Annotated in this window: 14 protein-coding genes; 8 read left to right on the top strand and 6 right to left on the bottom strand. The window is 52.4% G+C overall.

Going from position 1 to position 16,823, the window contains the following annotated elements:
- Positions 1-365: 365 nt before the first annotated feature.
- The 5 genes from NM686_RS07705 (at position 366) to NM686_RS07685 (ending at position 5,862) form a co-directional block, all read left to right on the top strand.
- Complete coding sequence (locus NM686_RS07705) at positions 366-1,148, top strand: AlbA family DNA-binding domain-containing protein (protein ID WP_329959173.1); 783 nt, start codon at positions 366-368, stop codon at positions 1,146-1,148.
- Positions 1,149-1,171: 23 nt separating this feature from the next.
- A complete protein-coding gene (locus tag NM686_RS07700) occupies positions 1,172-3,406 on the top strand; it encodes a fused MFS/spermidine synthase (RefSeq protein WP_255187293.1) in 2,235 nt (744 codons plus the stop codon).
- An 8-nt stretch (positions 3,407-3,414) separates the two neighbouring features.
- On the top strand, positions 3,415-4,443 hold the full coding sequence (lpxD, locus tag NM686_RS07695) for a UDP-3-O-(3-hydroxymyristoyl)glucosamine N-acyltransferase (RefSeq protein ID WP_255187292.1): 1,029 nt from the start codon (positions 3,415-3,417) through the stop codon (positions 4,441-4,443).
- A gap of 116 nt (positions 4,444-4,559) precedes the next feature.
- Positions 4,560-5,225 carry a ribose-5-phosphate isomerase RpiA gene (gene rpiA, locus NM686_RS07690; protein WP_255187291.1) on the top strand — a complete coding sequence of 222 codons (666 nt, stop codon included), beginning with the start codon at positions 4,560-4,562 and terminating at the stop codon, positions 5,223-5,225.
- A gap of 157 nt (positions 5,226-5,382) precedes the next feature.
- Complete coding sequence (locus NM686_RS07685) at positions 5,383-5,862, top strand: peroxiredoxin (RefSeq protein WP_255187290.1); 480 nt, start codon at positions 5,383-5,385, stop codon at positions 5,860-5,862.
- Between the two features lie 53 nt (positions 5,863-5,915).
- On the opposite strand, the gene NM686_RS07680 is transcribed toward NM686_RS07685, so the two are convergent.
- Positions 5,916-7,151: a dicarboxylate/amino acid:cation symporter gene (locus NM686_RS07680; protein WP_269022674.1), complete on the bottom strand. Its 1,236-nt coding sequence runs from the start codon at positions 7,149-7,151 to the stop codon at positions 5,916-5,918.
- Positions 7,152-7,360: 209 nt separating this feature from the next.
- Here NM686_RS07680 and NM686_RS07675 point away from each other — a divergent pair, with 209 nt between their 5' ends.
- The gene (locus tag NM686_RS07675; protein WP_255187288.1) at positions 7,361-7,909 is read left to right on the top strand and encodes a YchJ family protein; all 549 of its coding nucleotides are present in this window, start codon (positions 7,361-7,363) and stop codon (positions 7,907-7,909) included.
- A 9-nt stretch (positions 7,910-7,918) separates the two neighbouring features.
- Here the strand turns inward: NM686_RS07675 and NM686_RS07670 are convergent, their stop codons facing one another.
- Complete coding sequence (locus tag NM686_RS07670; protein WP_255187287.1) at positions 7,919-8,386, bottom strand: peroxiredoxin; 468 nt, start codon at positions 8,384-8,386, stop codon at positions 7,919-7,921.
- A 4-nt stretch (positions 8,387-8,390) separates the two neighbouring features.
- Complete coding sequence (locus NM686_RS07665; protein WP_255187286.1) at positions 8,391-8,924, bottom strand: glycine cleavage system protein R; 534 nt, start codon at positions 8,922-8,924, stop codon at positions 8,391-8,393.
- A gap of 431 nt (positions 8,925-9,355) precedes the next feature.
- On the opposite strand from NM686_RS07665, the gene NM686_RS07660 reads away from it, so the two are divergent.
- Both NM686_RS07660 and NM686_RS07655 read left to right on the top strand, forming a co-directional pair.
- Complete coding sequence (locus tag NM686_RS07660) at positions 9,356-11,206, top strand: methanol/ethanol family PQQ-dependent dehydrogenase (protein WP_255187285.1); 1,851 nt, start codon at positions 9,356-9,358, stop codon at positions 11,204-11,206.
- 92 nt (positions 11,207-11,298) lie between these two features.
- Positions 11,299-12,159: a quinoprotein dehydrogenase-associated putative ABC transporter substrate-binding protein gene (locus NM686_RS07655; RefSeq protein ID WP_255187284.1), complete on the top strand. Its 861-nt coding sequence runs from the start codon at positions 11,299-11,301 to the stop codon at positions 12,157-12,159.
- A 161-nt stretch (positions 12,160-12,320) separates the two neighbouring features.
- Here NM686_RS07655 and malQ read toward each other — a convergent pair whose 3' ends face one another.
- The 3 genes from malQ to glgC are packed head-to-tail and all read right to left on the bottom strand — an operon-like array spanning position 12,321 to position 16,774.
- Positions 12,321-13,799 (bottom strand): 4-alpha-glucanotransferase, encoded by a 1,479-nt coding sequence (gene malQ, locus NM686_RS07650; protein WP_255187283.1) that lies wholly within the window; start codon positions 13,797-13,799, stop codon positions 12,321-12,323.
- A gap of 16 nt (positions 13,800-13,815) precedes the next feature.
- On the bottom strand, positions 13,816-15,504 hold the full coding sequence (locus NM686_RS07645) for a glycoside hydrolase family 57 protein (RefSeq protein ID WP_255187282.1): 1,689 nt from the start codon (positions 15,502-15,504) through the stop codon (positions 13,816-13,818).
- A complete protein-coding gene (gene glgC, locus NM686_RS07640) occupies positions 15,494-16,774 on the bottom strand; it encodes a glucose-1-phosphate adenylyltransferase (protein ID WP_255187281.1) in 1,281 nt (426 codons plus the stop codon). The genes NM686_RS07645 and glgC overlap by 11 nt, the downstream gene beginning before the upstream one ends.
- Positions 16,775-16,823: the final 49 nt, after the last annotated feature.

Here is a 16,823-nt window from a genome sequence, read left to right as displayed (position 1 = left end):
CATGGGAGCGATGCGCCCGAAGTGCGGAAAATTATTTTCAACCAAATCCATAGCTCGACTCGGCCTGTGGGTGTTCGGAAGGCAATTTCGCTTCAAACGGAGACAAGGCCTGAACGCATGGAAGGGCCCTTGCCCAATCAAACACTGGACGTCCAGATCATCAAATTGGCCTGGCCTATCGACGACTCCAGATTGAACCACCACTTAGCCAAGCGGTAACAGCCACCTGCCCTATGGGAACCGCCAGTTTTAAACAATGATGCCCGCCAGCCCCACGTTACCAAACTCGCCACAACCTTGATCCGATGAAACGATTTTTCTTATTGATCATTTCAATCTGGAAACAACAGCTAAAGATTTACGTCATGGCTGCATTGATCGGCGCCGCCGTCGGGGTATTTCTGCTCGCTCCCAGCTACGATTACATCAGCTCACGCGAGAACAACGCCGATCCCATTTCCTCGCTGGAATATGTCTTTACCCAAATCCGGGAAATAGCAACCGGCCATATCAACCAGAACAGCCTGTTGTTGTTTTATGCCGAAATCGGCGCGATGCTGGGCTTGTTGTCGCTCGGATTCTACAAACTCCTGCATAGACGCCTGTCCTACCTGGAATCATTGAAAGCAGAGCTGGATAAAGACCTGCCTTCGATCATCCGCCAGGGCGAAGGCCCCTTACTGGAATTCAAATCCTCAATACGCTGGGACCTGCAGGAAGAACGCATCAACCGGAATCTGGAAACCGTCATCATGAAAACGGTCGCCGGTTTTTTCAATAGCCATATCGGCGGCACCTTGTTGATCGGCGTTCGCGACGATGGCGAAATCATAGGCCTGGAAAAGGACTACCAAACCTTAAAAAGACCCAACCAGGACGGCTTCGAACAAACCCTGATGACGGCCATTTCCACGAATTTGGGCGCCGATCTTTGCCCGTTTATTCATATCCTGTTTCATGTCATCGACAATAAAGACGTATGCCGCGTGATCATTTCCCCCGCCATGCGTCCCGTGTTTTTGACTCAAGGCAATACCCCAAAATTTTTCGTCCGCACGGGCGGCGGCACGCGCGACTTGAACATACAGGAAGCACTCGAATACGTCGCCAGGCGCTGGAAAACACCCATAACCATTAACCCGGCCTGATTCAACATCACAACAGCACACTAATGAACAACACCACGCAGACAGCCACCCAAACGCCACGGTTTTCTCCGGTGATCTTATTTGCCGGCACCTTGTTCGCCAGCGCCTTGTTGATGTTCATGCTACAACCGATGTTCGGCAAGATTCTGCTACCGCTGCTGGGTGGCACGCCGGCCGTTTGGAACACCTGCATGGTGTTTTATCAAACCCTGCTTTTCGGCGGCTATTGGTACGCGCATTGGGTGACTACACGCACCGGCCATCAGAGGCAAATTCAAATCCATACCGCATTGTTGATATTTAGCCTGTTCGCGCTACCGGTGGCGCTTCCGGCGAATGCCAATCCGCCCGTCGACAGCAATCCAACCTTCTGGTTGCTCTGGACCTTGTTTCTGGCGATTGGCTTACCCTTTTTCGTGGTATCGACCACGGCCCCGTTGCTGCAGAAATGGTTCTCGCACCTGGGTCATCGCAGCAGCAACGACCCGTATTATTTATATGCCGCCAGCAATGCCGGCAGCCTGTTGGCGCTACTGAGTTATCCCTTTCTGATCGAACCCAACATCGGTTTGGCGCATCAGCGTTTGTTTTGGAGCATCGGCTACGGCGTACTCTGCGTGCTGATCCTGATCTGCGCCATGGCGCTATGGCGCAGCCAGACAGATAACGACGAACCGGCAGAGATTTCCGACATCGAACCCATCGAGGCGCCACCGATGCGCCAACAGTTACACTGGCTGGCATTGGCCCTGGTGCCGTCCAGCTTATTGCTGGGCTTGACTCAATACATCAGCACCGACATCGCCGCCGTGCCGTTGTTGTGGATTTTGCCGCTGACCTTATATTTGCTGTCGTTCATTCTGGTTTTTTCCAAATGGGCCGACCGCATTCACCCCGCCATGGTCATCGCGCAACCCGCTGTATTGTTGGTTTTTATCGCGTATTCCTTCATCAATCCGGCCGTATTACCATTCTGGCTCGATTTGATTTTACATTGCTTAGCCTTTTTCCTGGCTGTCATGGTCTGCCACGGCGAATTAGCCAAAAACCGCCCGCATGCGGAACATTTGACCCGCTATTACCTGATCATGTCGTTTGCCGGCATGCTAGGCGGCCTGTTCAATACCTTCGTCGCGCCTTTTGTCTTCAATGCGGTCTACGAATATCCGATCATGATCGTCGCCGCCTTGTTATTACGCCCCGGTTTTTTCAATGGCCGCTGGTTCTTGCAACCCATTTTCCCGCTACTGCTGCTGGTACTGGGATTTGGCATTTATCTAAGCACTGAATCCTTATGGGATTATCTGGACATCATTGGCGGTGCCTTGATTTTGTTGGCGGGCTTAACCTATTCGGCAAGACAAAACCCATTGGGTCTAGGTTTATTGACCGGTGTGATTTTGATCTTCACCATTGGCTTACATGGCCTGGCATCCAGCACACTCTATCAAGAACGCACCTTTTTCGGCGTATTGTCGGTACGCGATACGGTGATGGCCGACGAAAATCAAAAGCCCGAAAAAGTGCGCGAACTCTATCACGGCACCACCAAGCACGGCGCCGAGCGTTTGACGCCCGCCAACATCACGACCCCTTTGACCTATTACAGCCGTCCCGGCCCTATCGGTCAGCTATTTAGCGAATTTGACGCCGAAAGCCAAAACTGGCGCATAGGCGCGGTAGGTTTGGGTGCCGGCGCCTTGGCCTGCTACCACAAAGACGGACAGGATTGGCGCTTTTATGAAATCGACCCACTGGTGGTAAAAATCGCCCAAGATCCCCAATGGTTTCAATATCTGGAGCGTTGCAACAAAAGTGCGGCGATGATCGTGGGCGATGCGCGCCTGTCCCTGACCCAGGAAGCCGATACCAGTTTTGACTTGCTGATCATGGATGCCTTCAGTTCCGATGCCGTGCCGACTCATTTACTGACACGCGAAGCAATGCAGCTATACTTTAGCAAACTGAAGGAGGATGGCCTGCTGGCGTTCCATATCACCAACCGCCATCTGGCGTTGAAAAAAGTGCTGGCCGACCATGTCGAAAGCATGCATCTATCGGGTTTGCTGCAGGAATTCAGACCGGAAAATGCCGCTCCGTTAGTGGTCGCCACCGACTGGGTGGTGATTGCCAAACACCCCGAGCGCCTGGAACGTTTGCGCCAAAGCCGGCTCGGCCATTGGCAGAAGCTACCGATCACTTTCGGTTTGCAAACCTGGACAGACGACTTCACCCATATCATTGGCATCTGGAAATAGGATTCAACATGCAGATCACGGAATTGGCTCAACTTTGCGACGCTCGGCCTCAGGGCGGCGATCCTGCTCTCGGCATCGATTCGGCCGCCGACATCATGTCCGCGCAAGCCCATCAGGTTACGGTACTAAGCGATGGCAAATACAAAAAATATTTGCAGAGCTGCCAGGCTTCGGCCTGCTTTATTTCCGAACAATTGCTGGAGGCCGACATCCCGGCCAACATGACCCTGTTGGTTTGCAAAGACCCGGAAATGAGCTTTCTGAAAGCCGTCGGCGCGCTGCATCCAGAACCTGCCCGGAAAAGACAAATTTCCGCACAAGCCGTACTGGCGGACGATGTAACCTTGGGTCAAGATGTCCATATCGGTCCCTTTTCCAGCATAGGCGAGCGCTGCCGCATCGGCGACAACAGTACGATAGAAGCCAGCGTTCAAATCGGAAACAACGTCAGTATCGGCAACAATTGCCGCATTCACCCCAACGCGGTGATTTACGATAACAGCGTGATCGGCAACAACGTCATCATTCATGCCGGCAGTATCATCGGCGCGGACGGCTTTGGTTACAAATATCGCAACAACCAGCACGTCAAGGTCCCCCATGTCGGCAACGTGGTGATAGAAGACAATGTCGAGATTGGCGCCAATACCTGTATCGACCGGGGCGCGCTGGGCTCGACGCGCATCGGCTGGGGCAGCAAAATCGACAATCTGGTACAGCTTGGCCATAACAACGTGGTCGGCCGCAATGTCATCATTTGCGGCCAATGCGGCATCTCCGGTTCCTGCACGATTGAGGACGGCGCCATTCTGGCCGGTAGCGTCGGCGTGGCCGATCATGTCAAAATCGGCAGCCGCGCCGTCGTGATGGCCCGGAGCGGCGTATCGCAGAACATAGACTCAGGCGCGCAAGTCTGGGGCAGTCCGGCCAAGGACAGAAAAGTCATCTGGCGCGAACTGGCCGCTTTGGCGAAATTACCGGAGCTGATACAAAAAATCAAAAACCTGGAAAACCGCCTGGATAAACTGGAAAAATAGGCCTTTGAGCTAAAAAGCGCGGTTTGGCTATTTTTGAAAAAGCGCTTAACTTCGCATAGGCTCTGGCTCTCATTTTTTGTGGATCACGCATCTTTAACTTTGACGAGGAATCCGCCATGAACGACAAACAACGCGTCGCCGAACACGCCGCCCAACGGATCGAAAAAGGCATGCTGGTCGGGCTTGGTACGGGCTCCACGGCCAATTTCTTCATCGAGGCGCTGGCACGCCGCCAGGATTCGTTACAGGTACAGGTAGTCGCCAGCTCGGTCGTCAGCGCGATCAAGGCTCAAGACCTGGGCCTTCCCTTGCGCGGCATCGAACAGGTCTCACGGCTGGACGTTTATGTAGATGGCGCCGACGAAGTCACAACCGACCTGACCTTGCTGAAGGGTCGCGGTGCCGATTTGGTGCGAGAAAAACTGCTGGCCAAAGCCAGCGAAGCCTTCTGGGTGCTGATCGATCCCAGCAAACAAGTTCAACGTATCGGACAGAATTCCCCCATTCCAATCGAAGTGATGCCCTTCGCCTGGCAACTCGTGCAACGCAGCCTGGCGGACATCGGTGGCGAGGCATTGCTGCGGCGCAACGGAGACGGTCTTTTCGTGACGTCTTACGGCAGCCTGGTGCTGGATACGACCTTCGCCCCGGCCATGGATGCTGCAACGCTGAACGACCGCCTGAACGCCATACCGGGCATCGTCGAGCATGGCATCTTCAAGGGTTTGGCCACCACGGTGTTTTGCGGCCGCGACGGCAACGTCGACGAATACCAGGCTTAAAAGCCATCTCGTTTGGGTTCTTTTCTTGCCCGAGCTGGCCTGATTCCGCTTTCGACTATTGGCATTACGACCCATCCGGGCTTATCCTGAACGTCGGCGGGGAGTCGGCAATATGCTATTGCCCCGCTGTTTCAAGGCCGAATCAAAGGAGAATCCAATGTCACAATTATTAGAAAAAAACCAGGCAGCGCCGTTTTTCCGCGCCGTCAATCAAGACAACAAACTGCTGTACTTGTCCGATTACAAGGGCGAAAAAAACGTGGTGCTATACTTCTATCCCAAGGATGACACGCCTGGCTGCACGATAGAAGCCAACGATTTCACGAGTCTCGCCGACCAGTTTGCCGCGCTGGATACCGTCATCATTGGCGTCAGCAAAGATGATTGCGAAAGTCACCGGGCTTTCATCCATAAATATGGCCTGAACGTGCAATTGTTGGCCGACACCTCCGGCGAGCTGTGCGATAGCTATGGCGTCTGGCAGGAAGTCGAGAAAGACGGGGTCAAGAAATGGAAAATCGTCCGCTCCACCTTCATCATCGGCAAAGACGGCCTGCTGATCGAAGCGATGTACGGCGTCAACCATGAAGGCCATGCGCAAGCAGTATTGGACATCATCAAAGGCCTGAGCCATTAAGCCGAAACAGGCCAAGCAACTCGAAACATCGCGTCGCTTGGCCTGATCCCGATTCAAGCCTTGTCTTGCAAAACCCGCTGCACCAGCAAACTCACCACCATGTCGCCTTCGACGTTGACCATGGTACGAAAGGTATCCAGCAAGCGATCGATAGGCAGTAAGATGGCCACGGCTTCGGCCGGCAAGCCGACAGACTGCAACACCATGACCATCGTCACCATGCCGGCGCTCGGAATGCCTGGCGCGCCGATCGCGGCCAGCATCGTCGTGAAGAACACGATCATTTGCTGAGCCAAATCCAGCTCGATATTCGCCAGATTGGCCACGAACAAGGCCGCGGCCGCTTCATATAACGCCGTCCCATCCATGTTCGCCGTGGCGCCCAGCGGAATCACGAAACCGGCGATGCTGGGCTTGACATGCAGATGCTGCTCGGCGCAACGCAAGGTAACCGGCAAGGTGGCGGAACTGGAACTGGTGGCGAATGCCGTGATCAACGCTTCACGGGAAGCGCGGAAAAAACGCAGCGGCGACATTTTCGTCAGCAAGAACAACAGCAGCGGCAACACGACGAAACCATGCAGCAAAGTCGTCCCCAATACCACGCCGACGAATGCCGCCAGACTGCTCAACACCGCGAGGTTTTGCGTCGCCAGCAGTTGAGCCAGCAAGGCCAGTATGCCAAACGGCGCCAGGCGCATGACCCAGCCGACCATGCGCAGCATCAGCTCCAGGCCTTCCTGCAACAGTTGCAGAATATTACGATAGCGCTCGCCGCCCATCACCAATGCAATCCCCAGCAACAAGGCAAACATCACGATCGCCAATACATTGCCCTGCGCCAGCGCTGCAAAGGGATTGACAAACAAACCATGCAGAAAACCGGCGATGAATTCGGCAAAACTCATGTGCTTGGCGGCGATGTTGCGATCGGCTTGTTGGAATAAATCGAGACTCAGCCCCTTGCCCGGCTCAAACCAATTAGAGGCCAGCAAGGCCAACGCAATGGCCAATGCCATGGACAGCACGAAGAAGCCGAGTGTCGACACCCAGACCCTATGCAGTTGTCTATGCTGACGCAAATTGGCGACGCCAACGGCTATCGAGGTAAATACCAATGGCACCAGCACCATTTTCAACAAGTCGGTAAACAAGTTACCGATCAGGCTGCAAACAAATATCCCTTGTTTGACGCCGCCGGCATCGGGCCCCAGACGAGCAAACAGCAAACCCAGCGCGACACCCGATAAGGCGCCAACCAGGATTTGAGTATTCAACGCAATACGCACGACGCCCCCTTGAGCTTATGAGCAACAACCAATAAACCTATAAAAATCATTTGGTCCACGAAACACACAAAAATCACGAACAGTTTCAAAAAGTTATTGCTCAAAAAGCCGACACCTTGCGGGTAACTAAATCAAGTGACGTAACCATCTGTTTTATTTCGTGTCTTTCGTGCTTTTCGTGGACTACTGATGTTTTTAGGATAAAGACCATGATAGCCTGTCTGTTCGCCTTGGCCGATGGAATTTCGGTAAACTATTCAGCCATGACGACCATGACATCCCATACCGAAACCTGTTTGTGCGGCTCGGGCCTGAATTATTCCGATTGCTGCGGCCCCTATCACGCTGGCGAAAAATTGCCCGCCACCGCCGAGCAATTGATGCGTTCGCGCTTTACGGCTTATGCGCTAAGAAACGTCGACTATCTGCTGGCCAGTTGGGATACGAGCAAACGCCCTGCATCGATAGACTTTTCCAAGGAAACGGCCGCTTGGCAAACACTACAGATCATCGACTGTAAAAAAGGCGGCGCCAAAGACAGCAAGGGCATCGTCGAATTCAAAGCCTATTACAGCCAGGACGGTGAAAGCTATTTCATGCATGAAATCAGCCGTTTCGTCAAAACCAATCAACGCTGGCTGTATCTGGATGGCGTGATAAAAGCGGCCGGCAAGGTTGCAAGCACCGCAAATGCCGGTCGCAATGCCTTATGTGCCTGCGGCAGCGGCAAGAAATTCAAGCACTGCTGCGGCCGCTGAAGGGTTTGGTCAAAGTTGTTGCAAAACGTGCAAGACGTCCTGAACGTGATCCTTGACTTTGACTTTGCGCCATTCATGGATCAAGACACCTTTTTCATCGAATAAAAAGCTACTGCGTTCGATACCGCGTACTTGCTTGCCGTACATGTTTTTCAGCTTGATTACATCAAACAACTGACACAACTGCTCATCCTGATCAGAGAGCAGATCGAACGGAAAGTTTTGTTTGCATTTAAAGCCTTCGTGCATCCTCATGCTATCCCTGGAAACGCCCAAAATGGCCGTATTCAAGCGTTCAAACGCTTCGATGTTGTCCCTGAAGGCTTGGCCTTCCTGGGTACATCCGGGCGTATTGTCCTTGGGGTAAAAATACAGCAGCAGTTTTTTGCCTTCAAAATCACCCGGTGACAAGGTCTTGTCACCTGTCGCTGGCAACTCAAAATCGGGAATGGTCTGGCCAATGGCGATTGCAGTCATGGGATCAACGTTTGATGGGTTCGAGAATGGCATCGATATTCAAGCCGTCGCAAAAATCCAGAAACTCCTCGCGCAACGACAAAATACGCACGTTCGGCGGAACCAGCAGCGTGAAACGGGTCGAAAAAATCTGGTTGCTGAACATCAATGCCGGATGCAGATTCGCGCTGATTTCATCGATGACGACACCGCGATCCAGCAGAAACGATGTCACGGCATACAGCAAATCCTTTTTCTCCATTGATATGGTTTCCAGCGTATAGGGCACGCCTTCCTGTACGTCTTGCGCAACAGCCAATTCCTCTGGCCGCAACAGACTGATCTGCATTTGAAAGCGATTGCGCAGAATATCCAGCAAGCCTTCCAGCTTGGCCACATGATTCCAGTTGCCGTCGAGCAGAACATAAACCGCCGTGATTTCAGTCAGGTTGGAGGTTCTTAGCTCCAACACGCTACATTGACAACTATTGATCGCCGACAATAATTCCGCGACGAAGGTATCCGTTCTACTACCCAAAACCGTGATTGCAAGCTGCATAAAAAATTTGCTCGAAAATTGACGCTGAAAGTGTAACACCAAACCGGAAAAACAAGATGCCTTGCGACAGGCAGCGCACCCGGAAAACCGATCCAGATAATCTTTTACCCCATAAAAGAAGCGAATCGATACGACAACGCCCCGAGCAAATTAGCGCATTTGGACTACCCATATTTAAACGGTGATTTTGATAAACGCTTATCAGCCTTGAATTTATTGCCTTGCCCCGCGTGGACGAGACTTTTTCGGGTTGACTTTTAGGAAAAAATCCTTCAATTTACGCATCTGGTTTGGCTATCCAACTGCACTCGGCTCCCGCCGGTAATGCTACAGAAGACAGTCATCCAAACTAAGAGCTTTAACACTAATATTAGTCTTAACAATACAAAAACGTACTCTGTCTTTATCAGCAGATTACCGGGAGGAAACATATGAAGCCTGTAAAAAACTGGCTGCTTGCTTCGACTATAGCAACTATTCTTGCTACACCTGCAGTAACCACTGCCAACAGTGATGTTGAAAAACTGACCCAAAACCCTGCCAACTGGGCAACCTGGGGTGGTGACTATGCCGGTACTCGCTACAGTAAACTGTCACAAATCAACACTCAAAACGTAAAAAACCTGCAACCGGCCTGGACTTTCTCCACCGGCGTTCTGCGTGGCCATGAGGGCGGTCCTTTGGTTGTTAACGGCATTATGTACATTCATACTCCGTTCCCTAACACCGTTTATGCGATCGACCAAAAAACCAAAGCGGTCATCTGGGAATTCACCCCAACCATGGATGCCGATGTCACCATTCCTGTCATGTGCTGCGACACCGTCAACCGCGGTCTGGCATACGGCGATGGCAAAATCTTCCTGCAACAATCAGACACCGTACTGACTGCCCTGGATGCCAAAACCGGTAAACGCGTATGGAGCGTACAAAACGGCGACCCGAAACTGGGCATGACCAACACCCAGGCGCCATTGGTCGTCAAAGACAAAGTACTGACCGGTATCTCCGGCGGTGAATTCGGTGTGCGCGGCTTCCTGGCGGCTTATGACATCCGTACCGGCCAATTGGCATGGAAAGGCTACAGCATGGGTCCTGACAAGGACACCCTGATCAAACCGGGCAAATCCACCACCTGGGAAGACGGCAAAGTTACCCCGCTGAAACCGGAATCAAGCTTGGCCACCTGGAAAGGCGACCAATGGAAAATCGGCGGTGGCACCACCTGGGGCTGGTATTCCTACGATCCTAAATTGAACCTGGTCTACTACGGTTCAGGCAATCCATCCACCTGGAACCCTGTACAACGTCCAGGCGACAACAAATGGTCCATGTCCTTGTGGGCGCGTGACGCCGACACCGGTGAAGTCAAATGGGTTTACCAAATGACTCCACACGACGAATGGGACTACGACGGCATCAACGAAACCGTCCTGGTTGACCAAGAAGTCAAAGGCAAAATGCATAAAACCATCGTGCATTTCGACCGTAACGGCTTTGGTTACACCCTGGACCGTGAAACCGGTGAACTGTTGGTTGCCGAGAAATTCGACAAATCCGTCAACTGGGCTAGCCACGTCGACATGAAAACCGGCCGTCCGCAAGTCGTGCCCGAGTTCTCTACCGAACATAACGGCGAAGACGTCAATACTGTAGGCACCTGCCCTGCAGCGTTGGGCGCCAAAAACATGGCACCTGTGTCTTACTCTCCACAAACCGGCTTGTTCTACATCTCCGGCAACCACTTGTGCATGGAGTACGAACCGTTCGAAGTTAGCTACACCGCAGGTCAGCCCTACGTAGGTGCGACCCTGTCCATGATGCCTGCTGGCGCTGACGTGCTGACCGGCAAAAAAGACGACAGCACCAACCTGGGTCAATTCACCGCATTTGACGCAAAAACCGGCAAAATCGTTTGGTCGAACAAAGAACAATTCTCCGTTTGGTCAGGTTCTGTCGCAACCGCGGGTGGCGTAGTATTCTACGGCACCCTGGAAGGCTACCTGAAAGCCGTTGACGCCAAAACCGGTAAGGAATTGTACAAATTCAAAACCCCATCCGGCATCATCGGCAACGTCAATACCTGGGAATTCGAAGGCAAACAATACGTTGGCGTTCTGTCAGGTATCGGTGGCTGGGCAGGTATCGGTATCGCGGCTGGCCTGGATTCAGGCGAAGCATCAACCAACTCCGAAGGTTTGGGTGCGGTTGGTGCTTACAGAAGCTTGAGCTCTTACACCAAGTTGGGTGGTACACTGACCGTGTTCGCTCTGCCAGACTAATATCTAGCCTGTTGGATTGATGTCAGCGAGCCTTGGCCGAGCAATCGGCCAAGGCTTTTTTATGTACACTGATTACGCTAAAGGAAACCGCGATGAAAATTAACCCAAAGCTGCCGCAATGCCTGATGCTGGCAGGCCTGACTTTTGCCGCCGCCAACATCCAGGCTGACGATAAATTCAGAGTCTGCGCCGACCCGATGAATCCGCCCTACTCAACCAAGCAATTGACGGGTTATGAAAACAAAATTGCCGCTTTGTTTGCCAAACAATTGAATCAGGAAGTCGAATATACCTGGCTACCCGAACGCATTGGTTTCATACGCAACACACTGAAAGCCGAAAATGAAGACGGGAAAGGTTTTAAATGCGACGTGGTGATGGGCGTGCCAGCCGGCTACGATTTGACCGAAACGACCCAGCCTTATTTTCATTCTACTTACGTCTTGCTGATCGCCAAAGGGCGGGGATGGGACGATATATCCGAATCCTCGCAACTGGCATCTCTACCACTACAGCGTCAGGAAGGACTGAAAATTGCGATGTTCGATCGCGGGCCAGGCACGGAATGGTTGCAAAAGAGCGGCTTGCTGGAACAAGGCGTGCCGTATCAAAGCATGACCGGCGACAGTGAACACAACGTAGCGATGCAAATCGACAAGGATCTGCGCGACGGCGTCATCGACATGGCGATCTTGTGGGGCCCCATGGCCGCATATGTATTATCACAAAACCCGCCAGCCAGCTTCATTGCCATCCCCATGCAATCAACCCCGGATATCAAATTCGATTTTTCGATTGCGATGGGCGTACGCCAGGGCGACGACGAACGCAAAAGACAATTGAACACCCTGATAGAACAAAATCTGCCTGAAATCCATAGCATTATCGGCAGTTACGGCATTCCTCTGCTACCCATCCCCAAGCAGAATCCTGCCAAGGATGACGACGATTGATGGCACCTGCACTCTGGGCATCCATGCCATAAGTTTTGTTATCAAACGACTGTCCACGCACACCGCTCGTGGACAGGTTTTAATAATGCGGGCACCCAGCAATGCGGCGGATTTTTGTTCAGTCCGCAAACACGAACGGCGACTAGAGCAGTAAGCGCAGACTACGAACGCCGACCGAACAATCCTATGAAATGAGCGAAACGCCCAGCGTTTTCTTCGCTTAATTGAGACCAATCAAAGCGCCAGCGCCAATTACCGCTGGTAGTCCCCGGCGTATTCATCCTATCCGCCGACCCCAGCCGCAAAACATCCTGCATTGGGATAATCGCCAGATTAGCGGCAGAGCCCAACACGGCGTGCATCAGCGCATCGGGCATGGGCAGGGTCGACCAGCCGAGATAATCATAAATCCGCTGTTTTTCGGCATCACTCAAGCCGTTAAACCAACCCAAGGTCGTGTCATTGTCATGGGTGCCGGTATAGGCGACACAGTTTTGGGTAAAGTTCATCGGCAAATAGGGATTTTCCGGATGACCATCAAAAGCGAATTGCAGAATCTTCATGCCCGGCAAATCAAAATCGTCGCGCAACGCCTCGACTTCTTGAGTGATGATACCCAGATCTTCCGCAATCAACGACAAGGCGGGAAATTTGTCTTCGATGGCCTTCAACAATTCAACGCCGGGCGCCTTGACCCATTTCCCGTTGATCGCCGTGTCCTCAACGGCCGGAATTTCCCAGGCCGCCTCCAGCCCACGAAAATGATCGATGCGCAATATGTCGAACATTTCATACTGGCTTTTGATGCGATCCAACCACCATTGATAATCGGTTTTACGCAAATAATCCCAATCATAATGCGGATTACCCCAACGCTGCCCGAACTCGGAGAAATAATCGGGCGGAACGCCCGCCACGACTTCCATGTCGCCGTTTTGATTCAGCTTGAATACTTCCCTATTCGCCCACACATCCGCGCTATCGTAGGAAACAAAAATAGGTATGTCGCCGAACAGCAACACGCCTTTCTCGGCCGCGTAAACTTTCAGATCGTGCCACTGCTTGAAAAATACATATTGTTCGAACTTGATGGCTTCTATCGCTTCCTTCAGCAGCTGCCTGGATTCCTTTATTGCCAACGGTTGCCGCTGTTTCAAGGCTTCCGGCCATTTGTTCCAGCATTTTTGCCCAAATACATTTCTCAGCGCGATGAATAGGGCAAAGTCATCCAGCCAGCCGACGTGCTTCTGGCAAAAGTCTCTAAAATCCTGCCGGTCTTCCTTTTTGGCGCGTTCCAAAAAACCATAATAGGCTTTATTGACGACGCAGGTCTTCCAAAACAGTCGCCCTCGATTGCAATCGAGACATTGATCTTCCTCAGGAATCCAGCCCTTGTCATATAACCACTGAACATTGATGAAAGCCGGATTACCCGCGTGCGCGGAAAGGCACTGATACGGCGAGCCGTCTCCATGCGGCATGCCGAGCGGCAAGGTCTGCCAGACCGTTGCGCCGACATCGTGCAGAAAATTGACGAAATTGAATGCTTCTTGTCCTAAATCACCACAGTCTCCACCACCGGGTAATGAACTAATGTGTAGCAATACCCCGGCACGGCGTTTATTTAAACAAGCACTCATAAATTCCTATAGTAGATTAAATTTCATTACCACGCCTCATCGCGCCGCCCATTGCGGGGGCCCCGCTGCCTTGGGTAAACGACAAGGCCAGATAAGGCGGGGGCTCTTCTCCCAACAGGCGATACAGATTAGTCAGGTTCAAGCGATATTGTCTTTCAAAGTCACTGACCGCCTCGCCTGGATTATAATCGCCGAACCACCAAAACCAATCGGAACCCTCGCAGACCGCCAGTTGCATTTCGGCCTTCGTCAGCTCCAACTCGGACAGTCTTCCAGAAGATGCCACATTGTCAAAGACCTTTTTCACGTCGCCAAGCATATCCCAGCCGCAGTTTTTATCGACATCCCCTATCCAGGTTGAAAAAGTGCCATACACCCAGCTCCCGGCAACCAGCCTGGCCAGAGGTCTTATCCGGATATCCTGATTCAGGCACTCGGAAAAAGTCGTCAATTCGATTTTCGGATGCTCTGCCAAGCGCCGATACAAGGCCTGCAGAAAATGATAGCCGTTATCCGGAAAATATTCCCAGGCATTTTCACCGTCCATGATAATGGAGACCACGGATTCTTCGTCCACATGCCCGGCAATATTTTCCAGATGCCGAATCAGGTCGGCCACGGCGTCATCGGCATGCCACTTGGAATACTCGAAACCGATCAAATCCGATAAACCGTCATCGCGAAAGAAACAGGCGATATCCGCCGATTGCCACTGAAATGGATGGTAGATGGTCCCTGTTTCGTCCACTGCCGACGCGAGCAAACTGTTTTGCAACACGTTACCGCCACTGGCCGTCCATTTGAATCCGTACTCGGATAACAATTTTAGCGTTGCTTCGCTGACACCACCCTCCGAAGGCCAGCAACCCTGGGGTTCAATGCCGAAAAAGTGCTTAAAGGTCGCCATGCCTTTGTCCAGATGCCAACGTGCGCGGGCTTCCCCACCGGGATATTGCTCCAAAGCCGGCATACGCGCGTTAGGCATGGCGTCCAAGGCGCAATTAATGTCTAGCATCAGTGGCATAATAGGATGAGCGTACGGTGTGACCGACAACTCGATCCGCCCCTTTCTGGCCAGAGACTTGTAGCGATATAACACCGTGGACAACAAGTCGCGAATGATTTCGAGCAGTTCCATTCTATCGTTCGGCGAAAACGCGCAACCTTTTTCAATCAAACGCTGCACCCGGCCATCGTTCAGCTTGACCGTTTCGCCCATCCAGGCCAAGTGATACCAGACCAAAATATCGCCGACGAACTGGGAATTGACATAGTTTATGGACTCCTGATGCGCCTCTACCCATTCCGCCATTTCGGTCAATTTGCGAAATATCGGATAGCGATGGATTTGGCGCTCCCGATTGGCTTTGCGGCAATCATGCAACAATTTCAACCGATATTCCGGATCAAGCGGAATTTCGGGGGCGACTAGCGCCGCCAGCAACGGATCTTTCAATGGGGTGCGTTCGAGCAAATAGTTATTCACCTGATTGGAATAGTCTTCTATCTGTTCGAGCAATATCGGCGCAAAGTTCACGACCGCCCTGGCTTCTGGCACGGCTTCCAAATGAGCCACCATATCGACGTAATCCTTGATGACATGCAGATACGTCCAAGGCAACATGAATTCGCCGGCATGCCTGTCTCGGTATTCAGGCTGGTGCATGTGCCAGCACAGCACCAGCTTGAGCGTCCTATCTGACATAGTGCCGTCTTTGGCCAAGCATCTCCGGCGTCACCAGCACTACGCCGCCTTCGCTGACATAAAAGCGTTTTTCATCTTCCGCCCTGTCTTCTCCGATCACGGTGCCTTCAGGAATCTGGCAGGCTTTTTCGATGATTGCCTTCGTTATGCGGCAATGGCGGGCAATGTTGACTTCCGGCAGGATCACCGAGTCGTTGACCTCGGTATAGGAATTGACCCGGACTTGTGAAAACAACAAGGAATGCCGCACGGTCGAACCTGAAATCACACAGCCGCCCGACACCATCGAATCGATGGCCTGACCGCGTCTGTCGTCGTCGTCGAAGACGAATTTTGCCGGCGGCGTTTGTTCTTGGTAGGTCCAGATCGGCCAAGTATTGTCATACAGATTCAGATCAGGCTTGACGCCGATCAACTCCATGTTGGCCGCCCAATAGGCATCGATGGTTCCCACATCGCGCCAGTAACTTTGCTGACCGCTTTGCAAGTCCAAAAACGGATAGGCGTTGACCCGATATTTGTCAATCACGGCAGGAATGATGTCCTTGCCGAAATCGCGACTGGAGCCTTTGGTGTCCGCGTCCTTGATCAATTGCTCGAACAAGAAGCCGGCGTTGAAGATATAAATACCCATGGACGCCAGCGCGGTATTCTCGCGGCCCGGCATCAGCGGCGGGTTTTCGGGTTTCTCGACGAAGGCTCTGACCCGTCTTTCATCGTCGACATCCATCACGCCGAAAGCCTTGGCGTCTTCCAACGGCACCTCGATGCAGCCTATCGTCAGATCGGCCTTATTGATCACGTGGTCGGCCAACATCGCCGAGTAGTCCATCTTGTAAATGTGATCGCCCGCCAACACCAGCACGAATTCCGGATTGCGCGCGCGCAAAATGTCGATATTCTGGAATACGGCATCGGCCGTGCCCTGATACCAGTCGTTCTCGTCATGCCGCTGCTGCGCGGGCATCAAATCGACATATTCGCCGAATTCGCCCCGCAAAAACCCCCAACCCTTTTGAATGTGCCTGATCAGCGAATCGGCTTTGTATTGTGTCAGGATGCCAATCTTGCGTATATCGGAATTGATGCAGTTCGACAGGGGAAAATCGATGATGCGGAACTTGCCGCCAAAGGGAACCGCTGGTTTTGCGCGCCAGTCTGTCATTTGCTTGAGTCGCGACCCGCGCCCGCCAGCAAGGATCAAGGCAATGGTGTTTCTGGTTAATTCGTTGATGCGTAAATGCGGTTGCTGGGTATTGCCGACTAACATTGTTTTTCTCCAAATAGACTTATTGCCACTGCCTTAAATGGGTACGATA

Source organism: Methylomonas rapida (assembly GCF_024360925.2).
Lineage (GTDB): Bacteria > Pseudomonadota > Gammaproteobacteria > Methylococcales > Methylomonadaceae > Methylomonas > Methylomonas rapida.
Note: the sequence above shows the minus strand (reverse complement) of the source record. Positions and strands in the feature narration are given on the sequence as shown.

Excerpts from the sequence above, each read along its gene's own strand:
- NM686_RS07705 (WP_329959173.1), top strand. The coding sequence starts at position 366 with ATGGCTGCATTGATCGGCGCCGCCGTCGGGGTATTTCTGCTCGCTCCC.
- NM686_RS07700 (WP_255187293.1), top strand. The coding sequence starts at position 1,172 with ATGAACAACACCACGCAGACAGCCACCCAAACGCCACGGTTTTCTCCG.
- lpxD (WP_255187292.1), top strand. The coding sequence starts at position 3,415 with ATGCAGATCACGGAATTGGCTCAACTTTGCGACGCTCGGCCTCAGGGC.
- rpiA (WP_255187291.1), top strand. The coding sequence starts at position 4,560 with ATGAACGACAAACAACGCGTCGCCGAACACGCCGCCCAACGGATCGAA.
- NM686_RS07685 (WP_255187290.1), top strand. The coding sequence starts at position 5,383 with ATGTCACAATTATTAGAAAAAAACCAGGCAGCGCCGTTTTTCCGCGCC.
- NM686_RS07675 (WP_255187288.1), top strand. The coding sequence starts at position 7,361 with ATGATAGCCTGTCTGTTCGCCTTGGCCGATGGAATTTCGGTAAACTAT.
- NM686_RS07670 (WP_255187287.1), bottom strand. The coding sequence starts at position 8,386 with ATGACTGCAATCGCCATTGGCCAGACCATTCCCGATTTTGAGTTGCCA.
- NM686_RS07665 (WP_255187286.1), bottom strand. The coding sequence starts at position 8,924 with ATGCAGCTTGCAATCACGGTTTTGGGTAGTAGAACGGATACCTTCGTC.
- NM686_RS07660 (WP_255187285.1), top strand. The coding sequence starts at position 9,356 with ATGAAGCCTGTAAAAAACTGGCTGCTTGCTTCGACTATAGCAACTATT.
- NM686_RS07655 (WP_255187284.1), top strand. The coding sequence starts at position 11,299 with ATGAAAATTAACCCAAAGCTGCCGCAATGCCTGATGCTGGCAGGCCTG.
- malQ (WP_255187283.1), bottom strand. The coding sequence starts at position 13,799 with ATGAGTGCTTGTTTAAATAAACGCCGTGCCGGGGTATTGCTACACATT.
- NM686_RS07645 (WP_255187282.1), bottom strand. The coding sequence starts at position 15,504 with ATGTCAGATAGGACGCTCAAGCTGGTGCTGTGCTGGCACATGCACCAG.
- glgC (WP_255187281.1), bottom strand. The coding sequence starts at position 16,774 with ATGTTAGTCGGCAATACCCAGCAACCGCATTTACGCATCAACGAATTA.